The organism is Methylosinus sp. PW1 (assembly GCF_000745215.1).
Taxonomy (GTDB): Bacteria; Pseudomonadota; Alphaproteobacteria; order Rhizobiales; family Beijerinckiaceae; genus Methylosinus.
On the sequence record NZ_JQNK01000002.1, the window covers coordinates 131,845 to 147,656 of the forward strand.

The following is a 15,812-nucleotide window of genomic DNA, read 5'->3' on the forward strand; positions in this document are numbered from 1 at the left end:
ATTTCCGGTTGTCATGACCCTCCCTCGCCGTCTTCGTCAAGCTCATGTGACGGACAGGCCTTCGCGGCCCAGCGCGGACCGAGGTCCTGAAGGCGGGCCTCGACGCATTCCACATCCAGGGAAATCGCCGCTCCGCCGGCGAAAATCAGCGTGACGACGCCCCCGGGAGGCTCGGCGGCGGGCTCGAAGGTGACGGCGAGAAGGTCCAAAATCGCTTCGGGCTCGGCGCGCGGGATTTTGAGCTGGCGCACCCGCCGCACCCCGTCGAAATGGACGCCGGAATGGCAGCGCTCGCGTTTGCCCTGCTCGGCGGCGGCCCAATCATAGCGGCAGCCGAGAAAGGCGAAGCGCCGCTGCTCGGGCAGAAAGGCGATGTCCCCGACGCGGACCAGCGCGTCCTGAAGCAAAGCGGAGAGGCAGGAGAGGTCCTCGGCGTCCATTGCCTGGAGCCTCAGACCATCGTGCTGTGGCGATGACGAGCGCTTGAACATGGAGCGGGCCTCCTGTTCGAGCATATGGCGAGCGCCGTTTCGCTGCGCAACCGCGCCGCTGAGGCGATGGCGCACGCCGAGTGGAAGTTTGCCGCGTGGTTTCAAAAGAGTGACCCCTGGTCGCCGCCGCCCTTGTCCTTTCCGCGCTTCGGCCGGGCGGCGGGGGCCGGAGCAGGCGACGGCGCGTCCCCGTCCGCCTGCGCGGCGATATGGCCGTCGGAAAATTGCACGTCCAGCCTTTGGCCCGGCGCGACGTCCGACGCCTGCCGCAGCAGCGCGCCCGTCTCGTCGCGCACCAGGGCGAAGCCGCGCGCCAGCACCTGCTCATAGCCGAGCGTCTTGCGTAGCTGGTCGAGCCGGTCGAGCCGCGCCTGCCGCTCGTCCAAAATGCGGATGAAGGCCGAGCGCAGCCGCTGCTCGGCATGGTCGAGCCGCCTCTGCGCGCCCTCGGCCTCCCGGCGGGAGAGGGCGAGGCGGGCGGCGAGGCCCTGGCGCAGGCGGGCGTGCAGGCCCTTCAGCCGCTCGGAGGCGCGCGCCAGCTCCGCCTGCGGGGAATGGCGGGCCAGCACATGGGAGACGCGCGAGAGCGCGAGCCGCCTGCCGTCCAGCGCGCGTCGCAAATTGCCGCGCAGCCGCTCGCCGGCGCGATCGGCGCGCTGGGCGGGAGCGAGCAACAATTGCGCCCCCGCCGGCAGCACACGCTGCAGCGAGGCGAGCTGGCGACGGTTGGCGTCGAGAAGCCGCCGCTCCGCCCCGCCGAGGCGGCGGGCGAGATTGGCCGTCTGCTCGATCAGCTCGGCGCGCACCGGCACGCATTTTTCCGCGGCGCCCGTGGGGGTGGGGGCGCGAAGATCGGCGGCGAAATCGATGAGCGTGGTGTCGGTCTCATGGCCGATGGCCGAGACCAGCGGAATGGCGCTCGCCGCCGCTGCGCGCACCACGATCTCTTCATTGAAGCCGAACAAATCCTCGAGCGAGCCGCCGCCGCGCGCGACGATCAGCACATCCGGCCGTGGAATAGGCCCGCCTGCGGGCAAAGCGTTGAAGCCGTCGATCGCCGCGGCGACCTCGGCCGCGCAGGTCTCCCCCTGCACGCGAACCGGCCAGACCAGCACGCGGCGCGGAAAGCGATCGAGCAGCCGGTGCAATATGTCGCGAATCACCGCGCCGGTCGGCGAGGTGACGACGCCCACGACGAGGGGCAGAAAGGGCAGGGGCTTTTTGCGCTCGGCGTCGAACAGCCCCTCGGCGGCGAGGCGCTTGCGACGCTCGTCGAGCAGCGCCATCAGCGCGCCGGCGCCGGCCGGCTCCAGAGTCTCGATGACGATCTGATAGGAGGATTTGCCCGGAAATGTGCTGATCTTGCCGGTGGCGACGACCTCGAGCCCCTCCTGCGGCTTCACGCGCAGGCGCAGGAAGGTCATCTTCCAGATCACGGCGTCGAGGCGGGCGTTCTGGTCCTTCAGGCTGAAATAGACGTGGCCGGAGGAATGCGGCCCCCGATAATTGGTGATCTCGCCGCGCACCCGCACATGGCCGAAGCGATCCTCCACCGTGCGTTTGAGCGCATTGGCGAGCTCGGAGACGGAAAGCTCCGGCACATTCGGCCCGGCGGCGAGCGGCGGGGCGGGATCATCGCCCTCGGGGGCGGGGGATTTGGCGGGACGCTTGGCCATGAGGGAGATATGGCCGATTTTACGCCGTCTCGCGAGGGGGACCGGGCGTTCGTCCAGAGGATTGCGACGGCGCACACGCAAACAAAAGGCGCGCGGCTCTCGCGAGCCGCGCGCCCAGAGTCTTCGGAGAAGACCTTTCGGGTCAGTATTTGCGGACCAGCGGGCCGGGAGGCGCCAGCAGCACTGGCGGCGGCGCCAGCAACGCGTAGCGGAATCCCAGGCGAATGTCGTGCGAGGAGACGTCGAAATACTGGCGCTCGCCCGCGCAGCCGGCGGCGGCGCAGCCGATCACATTGGTCTGGAACCTGCCCATGTCGAGATAGCGATAGCCGAGCTCGACCTTGAAATTGGGCGTGACATTGTAGGCGAGGCCCGCGCCGACGGCCCAGGCGAAATTGGCGCGGCTCGAATCCCGGGCGGCGCCATAGCCGCCGGTCTGGGGTCCGTAGTCGGTGAGATTGTCGAGCCAGTTCACGGCGACGCCGACGCCGCCGCCGACATAGGGCGTTATGCCCCACCAGGTTCCGAGATCGACATAGCCATTGGCGAGAAAGACGGCCGCGCGATGCTGCGCATTGTAGATGTCTTGGCAGCGCGCGCCGACGAATCCGCAATTGGCGGTCCAAATGTCGGTGTAGCTCTGCGTCGAGCGATAATTGGAGGCGGTGCGATATTCACCGGTCACATCGGCGCGAAACCAGCTGTTGAACTGATAGCCGACGCCGGCGCCGATGAAGGCGCTGTCGCCGATCGAACGCTGTTCGAATTGCGGGGCGATCACCGTCACGGTCGGACTGAAGGTCGAGCGCAGATCGGAAATCTGATTGACGCCGACGCCGACGTCGCCGCGCAGATACCAGCCGCCGAAATCGGCGGGCGGCGGCGGCTCCACGATCGGCGGAGGCGGCGGGAGCAGCAGATCGGCGGCGAATGCGCCAGTGCTCATGGGGCCTGCGCTCATGGCGGAAGCGATCGCGGCCGCTATGAGGAGGGCTCTGGTCTTGCCCATAAATATCTTCCCTTCACGATAGAGGACCGCGGCGCGGACCCTTGGCTTTCGCCAATGTGAAGGAAGATTGAGCGAGAACGCTTAAAGTGGAGTTAACCTTACTGTCGATGTACCTATGTGAGAGCAAGGAGAGAACGGCGAGTAGCAAATCGGCTACTCGCTACGCTCTATTCGCTGCTCGCTCGAAACGTCACGCCGCTTCCGCCCGCGTGAGCGCGTCGCAAATATCGTCCACGACGCTGCCGACGATCTCCGGATCGTCGCCTTCGCCCATCACGCGAATGACCGGCTCTGTGCCCGAGGGGCGGATGACGAGGCGCCCCGAGCCCTCGAGGCGGCGGCGTCCCGCCTCGATCGCTGCGACGACGGGTTCCTGCTCCAGCGCCCGCGCGCCGCGCGCCCGCACATTTTTGAGCACTTGCGGCAGCGGCTCGAAGCAGCGGCACACCTCGCTCACATTGCGATTCAGCTTTTTGACCGCGGCGAGCGCCTGCATGGCGGTGACGAGTCCGTCGCCGGTGGTGCCGTAATCGGAGAGGATCACATGGCCCGACTGCTCGCCGCCGAGATTGTAGCCGAGCTCGCGCATGCGCTCGATGACATAGCGGTCGCCGACGGCCGTGCGTTCGAGATTCAATCCGAGCCCCTGCAAATGGCGCTCGAAGCCGAGATTGGACATGATGGTGGCGACAACGCCGGGCTTGGCGAGCAGTCCCTCGTCGCGCCAGCTGCGCGCGACCACGGCCATCAGCTGATCGCCATCGATCACATGGCCGAGCTCGTCGACCATGATGACGCGATCAGCGTCGCCGTCGAGCGCAATGCCCACATCGGCGCGCATCTCGCGCACCTTGTCGCGCAGCGCTTGCGGGGCGGTCGAGCCGACGTCGCGATTGATGTTGAAGCCGTCGGGCTGGTCGCCGATGGTGATGACCTCGGCGCCGAGCTCCCATAGCGCTTCCGGCGCCACCTTATAGGCGGCGCCATTGGCGCAATCGAGCACGACGCGCATCCCCTCGAAGCTCATGTTCCGCGGCAGCGTGCGCTTGGCGTATTCGATATAGCGGGCGCGCACGTCCTCGACGCGCTTGGCGCGGCCGAGCTCGTGCGGCCCGGCGAGCCGGCTGGTCAGATCGCGGTCGAGCAGCTTCTCGATCGCCGCCTCGGTCTCGTCGGAGAGCTTATAGGCGTCCGGGCCGAACAGCTTGATGCCATTGTCCTCGTAGAGATTGTGCGAGGCCGAGATCATCACGCCGAGATCGGCGCGCATGGAGCGCGTCAGCATGGCGACGGCCGGCGTCGGCATGGGGCCGAGCAGCAGCACCTCCATGCCGACGGAGGTGAAGCCGGCGACCAGCGCATATTCGATCATATATCCGGAGAGCCGCGTGTCCTTACCGATGACGACGCGGTGGCGCCTCTCGCTGTCGCGATTGAACACGAGGCCGGCCGCCTGGCCAACCTTCAGGGCGAGCTCGGGCGTGATCTTCTGATTGGCGCGTCCGCGAATGCCGTCGGTGCCGAAATAGCTGCGCGTCATTGCTTGTCGTTCTCCGGGAAACGGCGCGGGCGGCGGCGCCGGAAGGGCGAGAGAGCCGCCGCTGCGGCGCCAGTCGAACTCGAGATTGTGGGCGTTTTCGGTCCAAACGCCGACCCTGCGGGCATGATCGGAAAAGGATATGAAGAAATATCGTGATCCATACTGGCCGCTTCCATCGCCTTTCGCGTCCTGTGGTTAATGCGTATTCCCGAACGCGGCCCGGAACGCGCCGCGCCGCCGCTTCGCTCTCCGAGCGGACGGGGCTATGCTCGTGCAAGCTAACATGATCCGGGGGGCTCGATGAAGGTCGTCATCTACCATAATCCCGCCTGCGGCACGTCTCGCAAGGTGCTGGCGCGGCTGAAGGAGGCCGGGCTCGAGCCGGAGATCGTGCAATATCTGAAAACGCCGCCGGACCGAAAGACGCTGAAGGCGCTGCTGAAGCAGATGGGCAAGGGCGTACGAGACATTCTGCGGAAGCGCGGCACGCCCTATGAGGAGCTCGGCCTCGGCGACCTTTCTGTGAAGGACGAGGCGATTTTCGACGCGATCGAGAAGAATCCGATTTTGATCGAGCGGCCGATCGTCGTCATCGGCGACAAGGCCGTGCTGTGCCGCCCGCCGGAGGCGGTCGAAACGCTGCTCGCGTGAGCGGTCCGATCGGCGCGGCGACGCTCCTCGCCTATATCGGCGCCGCCTTCGCCGAGATCGGCGGCTGCTATGCCTTTTGGGCCTGGGCGCGGCTCGGCAGATCGCCGCTCTGGCTCGCGCCGGGGGCGCTTTCGCTCTTTGCCTTCGCCTTTCTGCTGACCCGCGTCGAGACGGACGCCGCCGGCCGCGCCTATGCGGCCTATGGCGGCGTCTATATCGCCGCCTCGCTGCTCTGGCTGTGGGCGGTCGAGGGCGTGAGGCCGGACCATTGGGACATGGCCGGCGCGGCGATCTGTCTCGCGGGGGCGGGCCTCATTCTCTTCGCCCCGCGCGGATGAGCGCGCCGGTCAGACGAGCGCCCAGGGTGGAGGTGACGAGCAGTGCGCCCGAGGCGTGGTGGCCGCTGGAAAAAGAAGAAGCCCGGCCTTTGGAGCCGGGCTTCCGATCTTGTCTCATTTCGTGGCGATCAGACCGGATGCGGCTCCAGACCGCCCGCATCGGGCTCCGGCGAAGGCCGGGTGCGGCCCGTCGACGGCACCGGCGAGGGGCGGGCCGGCGGCGTGGCCGGCGGCACATCCTCGCGCACGGGGCGCTTGCCTTGCAGGAGGCCGATCAGCTCATCGCCGGTCAGCGTCTCGAACTCGAGCAGGCCATTGGCCAGCACGTCGAGGTCGGCGCGCTTCTCGGTGAGGATGCGCTTGGCGTCGTCATAGCCTTCCTGCACCAGACGCCGCACTTCCGAGTCGATCGTCTGCTGCGTCGCCTCGGAGAGCGTCTGCGTGCGGCCCATCGAATAGCCGAGGAACTGCTCCTGCTGCGGCTCGGCGTAAGCAACCGTGCCGAGCTTGTCGGAGAAGCCGAGCTGCGTCACCATCGCCCGCGCGATGCGCGTGCATTGCTGAATGTCGCTCGCGGCGCCCGACGTCACCTTGTCGTGGCCGAACACCAGCTCCTCCGCGACGCGTCCGCCCATCGCCAATGCGAGCATGGCTTTGAGCTGCTCGTAGCTCTGCGAGATCTGGTCGCGTTCCGGCAGGCCCTGCACCATGCCCAGCGCGCGGCCGCGCGGGATGATCGTCGCCTTATGGATCGGGATGGAGCCCGGCATGTTGAGCTGCACCAGCGCATGGCCGCCCTCGTGGAAAGCGGTGAGGCGCTTCTCCTCCTCCGACATCACCAGAGTGCGACGCTCGGCGCCCATCATGATCTTGTCGCGCGAGTCCTCGAACTCCTGCCGCGTGACGATGCGCTTGCTGCGACGCGCCGCCAGCAGAGCGGCCTCGTTCACCAAGTTCATCAGATCGGCGCCCGAGAAGCCCGGCGTGCCGCGCGCGACGACCTTGAGATCCACATCCGGCGCCAGCGGCACCTTGCGGGCGTGAACCTTGAGGATCTTCTCGCGGCCGATGAAGTCCGGGTTCGGCACATTGATCTGACGATCGAAGCGGCCCGGACGCATCAGCGCAGGATCGAGCACGTCGGGACGGTTGGTCGCGGCGATGAGGATGATGCCCTCATTGGCCTCGAAACCGTCCATCTCGACGAGCAGCTGGTTCAAGGTCTGCTCGCGCTCGTCATTGCCGCCGCCGAGCCCCGCGCCGCGGTGACGACCCACCGCGTCGATCTCGTCGACGAAGATGATGCAGGGCGCGTTCTTCTTCGCCTGCTCGAACATGTCGCGCACGCGGGAGGCGCCGACGCCGACGAACATTTCGACGAAGTCCGAGCCGGAGATGGTGAAGAAGGGGACATTCGCCTCGCCGGCGATGGCGCGCGCGAGCAAAGTCTTACCCGTGCCGGGCGGTCCGACGAGCAGCACGCCGCGCGGAATGCGGCCGCCGAGGCGCTGGAACTTCTGCGGATCGCGCAGGAATTCGACGATCTCCTGCAAATCCTCCTTGGCCTCGTCGACGCCGGCGACGTCCTCGAAAGTGACGCGGCCTTGCGTTTCCGTCAGCAGCTTGGCCTTGGACTTGCCGAAGCCCATGGCGCGCCCGGCGCCGCCCTGCATCTGGCGCGACAGGAAGATCCACACGCCGAGGAAAGCGATGAGCGGCAGGCCGTTGATGAGCAGAGTCATCAGCCAGCTGTTGCCGTCGGCCGGCGGACGCGCGCTGATGGCGACATTCTTCGCGGTCAGGTGCTGCACGAGCGACGGATCATTGGGCGCATAGGTCGAGAACGGCCGATTGTCGGAGAAGTGCCCGGTGATCTCATTGCCGGCGATCGTCACATCGTGGACGCGGCCCTGATCGATCTGCGTGAGCAATTCGCTGAAGGTGATATCGCGGATCGGAGTCCGCTGACCCGGCTGCTGGAACAGCATGACGAGCGCCACGACGAGCAGCCCGATGATCGCCCAGAGAGCGATGTTCCTGAAGTTTGCGTTCATGTCGAACCTTGCGAATGACGATTCCGCCGGGGCCATCCCGGAAAACAGAAGTCGTTTCTTGTAATCTAGGCGCGTCGGAAGCGATTGCCAAGAGATCGCCTCGCCGCAACGTTCTCGCCGTCTCGCGATGCGCGCGTCGCCTGCGTTTCGCAGCGCGAAGGGGCGTGTCGCCGAGGCTCATACGATCGAAGCGCAGTGGCTTTTTTACGGCCGTGGCGCGATCTCGGCGCGTCGGGGGGGCTCGGGCGTGATCGCGAGAGCGCCGCCGGCCAATGTGAGGCACGCCCCGCCCAATGTCGTCTTGAAGCGCCCTTCGGCCGTCAGCGCCGCCGCCAGCCTTTCGACGGCGCGCTCCAGACGCTCGAGCCGCGGCTCGCCGCCGCCGATGCGGGCGATCTCGGTCGCCAGCAGGCGCAGCAGCAGCTCGCGCGGCAGCGCGCGCAGAGCCGCGGCCTCGGCGCGAAACAGTCCCGGGCCGCGCTCGGCCGAAAGCTCCAGCGCAGCGCGCGCGGCGGACCAGGCGAGCGCCTCCTCGGCGCGGGCGGCGCGGGCGGAAAGGCGCAGCAGCGCCTCTGCGTCCAGCCCTTCCGCGGCCAGAGTAGCGGCCAGACGGCGCAGCCGCACGCGCGCATAGGCGGGGTTCTCATTGGAGGGATCGCGGATGAAAGCATGTTCCGCGGCGGCGCAGAGGCGCTCCAGTTCCGTCTTGCGAAAATGAAGCAGCGGCCGCAGCAGCGCCAGCCCGTCCACGCGCGACTCCATGGTCATGGCCGCGAGCCCGGCGACGCCGCTGCCGCGCGTCAGCCGAAACAGCGCGGTCTCGGCCTGATCGTCGGCGTGATGGGCGGTGACGATGGCGCTCGCGCCGATCTCCCGCGCGCGCGCGCAGAGCAGGCGATAGCGCGCCTCTCGCGCGCGCTCCTGAATGCGGGTGGCGGGCTTTTCGCCCTCCCACCGCAAAATATGATGAGCAAATCCCAAAGCGCGCGCCCATTCGCCGACCTGCGCCGCCTCCTGCGCCGCTTCGGCGCGCAACCCATGGTCGACGGTGGCGATCTCGACGCGCTTTTGCGCGCGGAGCGTCCAGCGCGCCGCGAGCAGGGCGAGGGCGATGGAATCCGGCCCGCCGGAGACGGCGAGCAGCAGAGCGTCATGGCCGGCGAGGGGCGCCAGCGCATGGTCTGGATCGGGAAGCGGCGGCTCAGCGGGCATTTGCGCCCGTCAGCATCGCACCTTCTTGCTTTCCTGCTGAGCGATTTCTTTCACCCGCGCCGGCGCGCCCGGATATTTCACCGCGATCTCGCCGAAGGAGGCGCAGGCCTGCTCGTTCGCGCCGATCTCATGCAGCGATTGGCCGAGACGCAGCATGGCCTCCGGCCCCTGCGGCGACGCCGAATGCTTGGCGGTGATCTCGAGATATTTCTCCGCCGCCTCGCGATAGCGCTTCCGCAAGAAGTAGCTCTCGCCCAAGTTGAAGATCGCCTGCGGCGCCAGCCGGCTCTTCGGGTTTCGGGTGAGAAAGCCGGCGAAACCCACTTCAGCGGCTTCATATTCGCCTTGACGCAATTTGGCGACGGCGAGGTCGAACTCATCCCTCGGCGTCTGCGGCGCGGTGGGCGTCGGCGAGAGCGCGGCGGAAGGGCCGGGCGTCGGCGGAACGGCCGGCGGGGGCGCCGGCGCGTCGAGCCGCCCATGGACGAGATCGAGCGGAGCGCCCGGCGAGCGCAGATCGGGGCCGTTTGCAGAGGCGGACGCCGGCAGCGGCGCGCTCGGGGGCGTCGAGCCGAGAGGACGCGGCGCGCCCGGCGCATTGGGGTTGGAGCCGGCGTCGAAAGCGTCATTGTGGCGCGTTCCGCCCGACGCGCCCGGCGTTGGCCCGGGGTCGAGAGCGTCGTTGCGCCGCGGTCCGACCGGGGAGATAGAGCTCGGGCCGGGGAGGGACGTCTCCGGCGTCGCCGCCACGCGCGGCGCTTGCGGCGGAGGGGCGGAGGCCGCGCCCTCCTGAGCGCGCCGCAGCTGCTCCTCGAGCCGCCGCACATTATGCTGCAGCTCCTCGACCTGGCCGTTGAGGGCGCGAATCTGGTTCTCGAGCCGATCGATGCGCACGCTCGAGGCGCTCGCCTCGCGGCCGGCGGCGTCCTCCTCGGGATCGCGATGGCCGAATAGCTGCGTCACATCGAGACGGCGGCCGATATTCTGGCCGATGTTCTGTATGCCCTGGCCGAGCTTGTCGAGGCGAGAGCTATTATCGGATTCGGCGGCGAGCGCCGTGCTTGCGGCCATCATGGCGCCGAGGGCGGCGCCGGCGAAAATGGAGCGTGACGAAAGGGTCATGGGAGGAATCGATCGCGAGAGCGGAGTGGGACGAGGCGTAGCATAAGCCGGCTTTCGACCAAAATTTGACGAAGCCGCGGCGAGCGTCGCGCGAGATGTGGCGAAGTGCGGTCATGCTCGCTAGTCTCGCGACTGTTTCGCCCCTGCTTCCAATGTTCGCTCGCAATGTCCGCTGGAATGACGAAGCTCCGCCACGCCGCCCGCTTCTTCGTCTGCGCGGGCGCCTTTCATGCGCCCGGCGCCGTCTCGGCGCAGGAGGCGGCGGGCGTCTGCGCGCTCGAATCCGCTGTTCCGGTCGAGATCGCGACGCCGGGCGCCGATCTCGAGCTGTGGACGATGGACGGCCGCCGCTTGACCCTTTCGGGGCTCGAGCCACCACCGGGCGTGGGCGCGCGCGCGAGCCTGCAGCGCTTCCTAGCCGAGCGTTTGCACGCCGGCCGGCTCGTTTTCCTCGCCGCGCCGACAGCGACGCCGGGCCGCTGGGGAGCCGCTGCGGCGGGACTCTTCGTCGAAGGGGAGGGGAGCGACGCGCCGCTCGTCTCGCTGGCGGAAGCGGCGATCGGCGCCGGGCTCGCGCGCTTTCGCCCCGATCCGGCCGCATTCGCCTGCCGCAATGGGCTGCTCGCCGCGGAGGAGCAGGCGCGCAGACGAAAGCTTGGACTTTGGACCTCGGGCGAGTATCACATCCTCGACGCCGGCCGGCCCGAAACGCTCTTCGGGAAGAAGGGAATGGTTCTGGTGGAGGGCGTCGTCGGCGCGATCGGCGAGGCGGGCGGCTCTCTCTATCTGAATTTCGGGCCGCGCCGCGGAGATTTCGCTGTCGTGATCTGGAAACGCAATCTCGAGACATTCGCGCGGGCCGGAACGTCGCCCAGAATGCTCACGGGGCGGCGAGTGCGCGTGCGAGGATTGATTGACACAGCTTTTGGACCGCGCATGGAGATCCTCTCTCCGGCGCAGATCGAGCTCCTCCTCGGCGACGAGCGTGTCGGAGGCGAAGGCCTGGGCTCGTCCGGCCGGCGGTGACGTGCGGCCGGCGGCCGGCGCGCGTCTCGCCGCTCTCGCGGTCTTCGTCCTTCTCGGCCTGTCCGGCTGCGCTCAGCTCGAGCGGCAGGGCGAGCTGCTCAATGGCGGCGGCGCGCAACATGCGCGGCTGCCCCCCGCCGTGCCGCGCACAGTCGGCGGCGAGCAGCCTTCCACCACCGAGCACAAGGAGCTGGTTTCGCAATTCGGCGGCGAATATCGCTTCCCTGTGGCGGAGCGTTATCTCGACGAAATATTGGTCAAGCTCGCGCAGGCGAGCGACACGCCGGGCCAGGCCGCCTATCGCGTGACGATCCTCAACACGCCGGTGGTCAACGCTTTCGCCCTGCCGAGCGGCAATCTCTATGTCACGCGCGGCCTGCTCGCGCTCGCCGGCGACGCCTCCGAGGCGGCGGCGGTGATGGCGCATGAGATCGCCCATGTGAGCGCGCGGCACAGCGCGCTGCGCGCCGAGCGCGAGCGCGAGGCGGAGGTCATCAGCCAGGCCGCCGCCGTTATCCAGAGCAAGCAAAAGGGCGATGACGTGCGCGCCTCGCAGCGGCTCTCCTTCGCGAGCTTCTCGCGGCTGCAGGAGCTGGAGGCCGACGCCATCGGCGTGCGCGTGGTGGCGCGCGCGGGCTTCGATCCGTACGGCGCGTCGCGCTTCCTCGCCGCGCTCGGCAAATCGGCCGAGCTGCGCGCGGTTCTCTACGGCAAGAAGAAAACGCCCGACCTCGACATATTGGCGACGCATCCCTCGACGCCCGATCGCATCGCCAAGGCGGTCGCGGCGGCGCGCCAGATCAGCGCGCCCGGCGTCGGCTCGCGTGATCGCGAGGGCTATCTCGCCGCGATCAACGGCCTCGCTTATGGCGACGATCCCAATGACGGCTTCGTGCGCGGCCGCAAGTTCGCGCATCCGCGGCTGCGCTTCTCCTTCGTCGCGCCGGAAGGCTTTCTGCTCGAGAATTCGAGCGAGGCCGTTTTCGGCGTGAAGGAGGGCGACGACGAGGCGCTGCGGCTCGACCGTGTTCGCGCGCCGGTCGGCAAGACGCTCGAGGCCTATGTCGAATCGGGCTGGGTGGACGGGCTGCTGCGCTCATCGATGAAGCGCATCGACGTCAATGGATTGCCGGCGGTGGTCGCCAGCGCGCGCGCCGGCGAATGGAATTTCAAGCTCGCCGTCATACAGATCGACGACGAGCTCTTTCGAATGATTTTCGCCGTACGCGCGCTCGACGAGGCGGCGGAGCGACGTTTCGCCGCCTCCGTCGCGACATTCCGACGCTCGAGCTGGGAAGAATCGCTGGACGCGCGTCCGCTGCGTCTCTCCATTGTCAGCGCGGGCGCGGACGACACCGCGGAATCCATGGCGCAGCGCATGGTCGTTCCCAATCGTCCGCTCGAATATTTCCAATTGCTGAACGGCCTCGAGCATGGAGGCCGCCTCACGCCAGGCGAGAGATACAAGCTCGTCGTCGAGTGAGAAACGCTCACGGCGGATGGAACCGTCGCGCTCCGAAAATGTTGTAAGCCTTAGAATTCCCGGGGGGGCGGACGGCGGCGCCGGTTGTGTGGCCGCTCGGGGATTCTCCTCAATCGAGGCATCGTCGCAGCGCTTTTTACTCGATCGATCCCTTCGATCGAAAGCCTTTCGCGCGCGACTGCCACCCCGGAGAGCGAGAATGGCTTATTTGCCCGGAGTTGGACGCGAGCTCGTAAAAGCGGCCATGGATGCGCCCTTTCTCGAACGCGAGGAAGAGAAACGTCTGGCGGTCGCCTGGAAAGACCATAAGGACACGAATGCGTTGGACAAGCTCGCCTCCGCGCATATGCGGCTGGTGATCGCGCTCGCCGTGCGCTTTCGCCATTACGGCCTGCCCGTCGCCGATCTGGTGCAGGAAGGGCATGTCGGCTTGCTCGAGGCGGCCGCGCGTTTCGCGCCGGAGCGCGACGTGCGCTTCTCCACCTATGCGACATGGTGGATTCGCGCCTCGATCCAGGACTATGTGCTGCGCAATTGGTCGATCGTGCGCGGCGGCACCAGCTCCTCGCAAAAGGCGCTGTTCTTCAATCTTCGCCGGCTTCGCGCCAAGCTCGCGCACGCGCCGCAGTCGGAAGCGGGCGACGCCTTTCAGGCCATCGCCGGCGCCATCGGCGTCTCGCGCGCCGATGTCGAGCTGATGAACTCGCGTCTCGCCGGTTCCGACGTCTCGCTCAACAGCCAATTGGTGGAGGACGATTCCTCCACTTCCGCCGAGCGCATGGATTTTCTCGTCGATGATCGGCCGTTGCCGGACGAGGTCGTCGAGGATCGCGTCGACTCCGATCGTCGCGCGCGCTGGCTCGCCGATGCGCTGAAGCTCTTGTCGGAGCGCGAGCTGCGCATCGTGCAGGAGCGGCGGCTCAGCGAGAGCCTGGTGACGCTGGAATCGCTCGGCGATCGTCTCGGCATTTCCAAGGAGCGCGTGCGCCAGATCGAGAATCGCGCGCTGTGCAAGCTGCGCAAGGCGCTGACCAAAGCCCAGGAGACGCCGGACTCGGCCGCGGCCGCCGAGTGAGCGCGCCGCCTTCGCCGTTTCCCCAAAAAAAAACGCGGCCCCGACGGGCCGCGTTTTTTCGTGCAAAATCGAAAGAAGAGGAGGCGCGACGTCAGGCGGCGCGCTCTTCGACGTCGTCCTCTTCGCCTTCGTCGTCGCTCGCATCGTCGCCGGCGTCCGCATCGGAGTCGCCTTTCGGACCGCCGCGGCGCGGACCCTTCTGCAGGAAGGACTCGATCAGCTTGAGCGATTCCGAATCGAGCAGCTTGCGCACGGCCGCGACCTCGCGCGCCATGCGATCGAGCGCCGCCTCATAGAGCTGGCGCTCCGAATAGGATTGCTCCGGCTGCGTGTCGGACCGGTAGAGATCGCGCACCACCTCGGCGATGGTGACGAGATCGCCCGAATTGATCTTGGCCTCATATTCCTGCGCGCGGCGCGACCACATGGTGCGCTTGACGCGCGCGCGGCCGCTCAACGTCGAGAGCGCCTTGTCGACGACCTCGGTCTCGGCCAGCTTGCGCATGCCGACGGCCGCGACCTTGCTGGTCGGCACCTTCAGCGTCATCTTGTCCTTGATGAAGCTGACGACGAACAGCTCGAGGCTGAAGCCGGCCACTTCCTGCGTCTCGATCGCGATGATCTGTCCGACGCCATGCGCCGGATAGACGATGAACTCGTTCGTCTTGAACCCGAGCTTCTGCGCCGAGGTCTTCGCCTTCACGGCGACGGCGGGACTCGGCTTGATGGGGGCCGCAGCCGCGGTGCGCGCGGCGACGATGGCCTTGGGCGAAAGGGCCGAGCCCGTCGCGGCGCTCGTGGGAGCGGCGGGGACGGGGGCTCTGGGCGCCGGCGAAGATTTGGCGGTGATCGCCTTTCCTTGTGTCGATTTTGGCACTGGAATGGTTTCGCTCGAAGCTGGAGTTGAAACGGGCGCCGTCGCATTCGGCTCGCTCGTCCCCGCATCGGGGACGAGCGCGGAGGCGGCGACGTCGGAGTGCTCGATATCGGTTTTGATCGCGCTCTGGCGCAAGGACGTTGTAATTCTCGTCTCCCCGGTTACGCCGGCCGCAACGGCGGTTGAAGTCTCATGTGAAGTTCCCTGCGGAGCCGCTTTCGAGGCCTGCGGGCGGGTGGCCTCGACCGGCGCCTCGATGCTCGGCGCAGCGATGCTTTTCGCGTGAGGCGGAGCCTCGGCGTTCTTCGTGGGCGTGGTCGTGGCGCTCGCGCTACGCTTGGCGTCGCTGTTATGGGCGGCGCTGGCGCGGGCTCTGGCCTTGCCCGCTCCCGCAGCCTTGCGCGCGGCGACGCCTTTTGCAGGGGCGGCCTTGACGCTCCTCGAGGCGGCCGACTGCGATGCGCCCGAGCGGGCGGCGCTCGCCTTGGCCGCAGTCTTGGCGGCGGCGCGCGTCCTGGCGGCGGAGCCCGTCTTGGTCCCGGCGGAGCCCGTCTTGGTCCCGGCGGAGCTCGTCTTGGCCCCGGCCTTGCTCGTTGTCGTTCTCGCGGCGGGCGCTCGCGAAGCGCTCGTTCTCGCGGCCGTCTTGCCGGCGGCGGATTTCGCGCTTTTGGCGGAAGCAGGGGCCTTCGGAGCCGCGGCTTTGGCGGCTGCGCTCTTCGACGATGCGGAAGTCTTGGCGGCTTTGGCCGCCGCAGTCTTGCTGGTCTTGCCGGCGGCGCTCGCGCTCGCGGGCTTTTTGGTCGAAGGCTCCGCCGCGGCGGCCGAGGTCCGCGCCGTCCTGCTCGCCGCGCCGCGTCGCGCTCCGGCGACGGACGCCTTGCGGTTCTTTGCGGTCTTCTTGCTGGACGAGGGCATACGCGGATACTCCTTCTGTTGCCCCGCTGTGGAGACGGGACGGGAAGCCTCGTGACCGAATGGGCTCATCGCGCCCCGGCCAGGACAGCGCCAATGACCGCGCATGCTTTGGCTGGCGAAAGTCCGACGCTTCTACAATATAGAGCCGACATTGGCGGCGAGCGCCGCCATCTTCGCCCATTCTCGACGTCGGCGGCTGGCCGCTATTTCCGCTGTGGAAATCGCGACGCTTGCGCCCCTCGCGCCCGAAAGCTAATTCTTAATGTTCCGTATATCATGTGGTACGGGAAAAATCAAAGGAAAGGCGCCGGCGCCTTTCCGCATGGTTACGAGCGGCCGCGCT

At 67.7% G+C, this 15,812-nt stretch carries 14 protein-coding genes; 6 read left to right on the forward strand and 8 right to left on the reverse strand.

The genetic code is table 11. From position 1 onward, the window contains the following. Positions 1-11 precede the first annotated feature (11 nt). The 4 genes from K369_RS01070 to glmM form a co-directional block, all read right to left on the reverse strand. Positions 12-515 carry a DUF2948 family protein gene (locus K369_RS01070; RefSeq protein ID WP_245278046.1) on the reverse strand — a complete coding sequence of 168 codons (504 nt, stop codon included), beginning with the start codon at positions 513-515 and terminating at the stop codon, positions 12-14. A gap of 77 nt (positions 516-592) precedes the next feature. Further along, positions 593-2,167 carry an exodeoxyribonuclease VII large subunit gene (xseA, locus tag K369_RS01075; RefSeq protein WP_036286552.1) on the reverse strand — a complete coding sequence of 525 codons (1,575 nt, stop codon included), beginning with the start codon at positions 2,165-2,167 and terminating at the stop codon, positions 593-595. Between the two features lie 142 nt (positions 2,168-2,309). Further along, the gene (locus K369_RS01080; RefSeq protein ID WP_245278047.1) at positions 2,310-3,113 is read right to left on the reverse strand and encodes an outer membrane protein; all 804 of its coding nucleotides are present in this window, start codon (positions 3,111-3,113) and stop codon (positions 2,310-2,312) included. Positions 3,114-3,366: 253 nt separating this feature from the next. Beyond that, positions 3,367-4,716, reverse strand: coding sequence for a phosphoglucosamine mutase (gene glmM, locus K369_RS01085; RefSeq protein ID WP_036286559.1), 1,350 nt, complete (start codon positions 4,714-4,716; stop codon positions 3,367-3,369). A gap of 300 nt (positions 4,717-5,016) precedes the next feature. Here glmM and arsC point away from each other — a divergent pair, with 300 nt between their 5' ends. Together arsC and K369_RS01095 are read left to right on the forward strand one after the other, a co-directional pair. Beyond that, on the forward strand, positions 5,017-5,367 hold the full coding sequence (gene arsC / locus K369_RS01090; protein ID WP_036286561.1) for an arsenate reductase (glutaredoxin): 351 nt from the start codon (positions 5,017-5,019) through the stop codon (positions 5,365-5,367). A gap of 8 nt (positions 5,368-5,375) precedes the next feature. Further along, complete coding sequence (locus K369_RS01095) at positions 5,376-5,705, forward strand: YnfA family protein (protein ID WP_036287461.1); 330 nt, start codon at positions 5,376-5,378, stop codon at positions 5,703-5,705. A 128-nt stretch (positions 5,706-5,833) separates the two neighbouring features. On the opposite strand, the gene ftsH is transcribed toward K369_RS01095, so the two are convergent. The 3 genes from ftsH to ybgF all read right to left on the reverse strand — a co-directional run bounded on the left by ftsH (position 5,834) and on the right by ybgF (position 10,093). Next, complete coding sequence (gene ftsH / locus K369_RS01100; RefSeq protein WP_036286562.1) at positions 5,834-7,759, reverse strand: ATP-dependent zinc metalloprotease FtsH; 1,926 nt, start codon at positions 7,757-7,759, stop codon at positions 5,834-5,836. 204 nt (positions 7,760-7,963) lie between these two features. Further along, positions 7,964-8,971: a tRNA lysidine(34) synthetase TilS gene (gene tilS / locus K369_RS01105; protein ID WP_036286563.1), complete on the reverse strand. Its 1,008-nt coding sequence runs from the start codon at positions 8,969-8,971 to the stop codon at positions 7,964-7,966. 9 nt (positions 8,972-8,980) lie between these two features. Beyond that, positions 8,981-10,093, reverse strand: a complete 1,113-nt coding sequence (gene ybgF / locus K369_RS01110) for a tol-pal system protein YbgF (protein WP_051948669.1) — start codon at positions 10,091-10,093, stop codon at positions 8,981-8,983. A gap of 177 nt (positions 10,094-10,270) precedes the next feature. On the opposite strand from ybgF, the gene K369_RS01115 reads away from it, so the two are divergent. The 3 genes from K369_RS01115 (at position 10,271) to K369_RS01125 (ending at position 13,677) form a co-directional block, all read left to right on the forward strand. Next, positions 10,271-11,119 (forward strand): thermonuclease family protein, encoded by an 849-nt coding sequence (locus K369_RS01115; RefSeq protein ID WP_245278048.1) that lies wholly within the window; start codon positions 10,271-10,273, stop codon positions 11,117-11,119. Continuing rightward, complete coding sequence (locus tag K369_RS01120) at positions 11,079-12,602, forward strand: M48 family metalloprotease (protein ID WP_084570377.1); 1,524 nt, start codon at positions 11,079-11,081, stop codon at positions 12,600-12,602. The genes K369_RS01115 and K369_RS01120 overlap by 41 nt, the downstream gene beginning before the upstream one ends. 199 nt (positions 12,603-12,801) lie before the next feature. Further along, positions 12,802-13,677, forward strand: coding sequence for an RNA polymerase factor sigma-32 (locus K369_RS01125; protein ID WP_036286567.1), 876 nt, complete (start codon positions 12,802-12,804; stop codon positions 13,675-13,677). 91 nt (positions 13,678-13,768) lie between these two features. Here K369_RS01125 and K369_RS27445 read toward each other — a convergent pair whose 3' ends face one another. Further along, positions 13,769-14,554, reverse strand: a complete 786-nt coding sequence (locus tag K369_RS27445; RefSeq protein WP_371033277.1) for a CarD family transcriptional regulator — start codon at positions 14,552-14,554, stop codon at positions 13,769-13,771. Between the two features lie 307 nt (positions 14,555-14,861). Here K369_RS27445 and K369_RS27370 point away from each other — a divergent pair, with 307 nt between their 5' ends. Next, a complete protein-coding gene (locus tag K369_RS27370; RefSeq protein WP_156967631.1) occupies positions 14,862-15,524 on the forward strand; it encodes a hypothetical protein in 663 nt (220 codons plus the stop codon). Positions 15,525-15,812 lie beyond the last annotated feature (288 nt).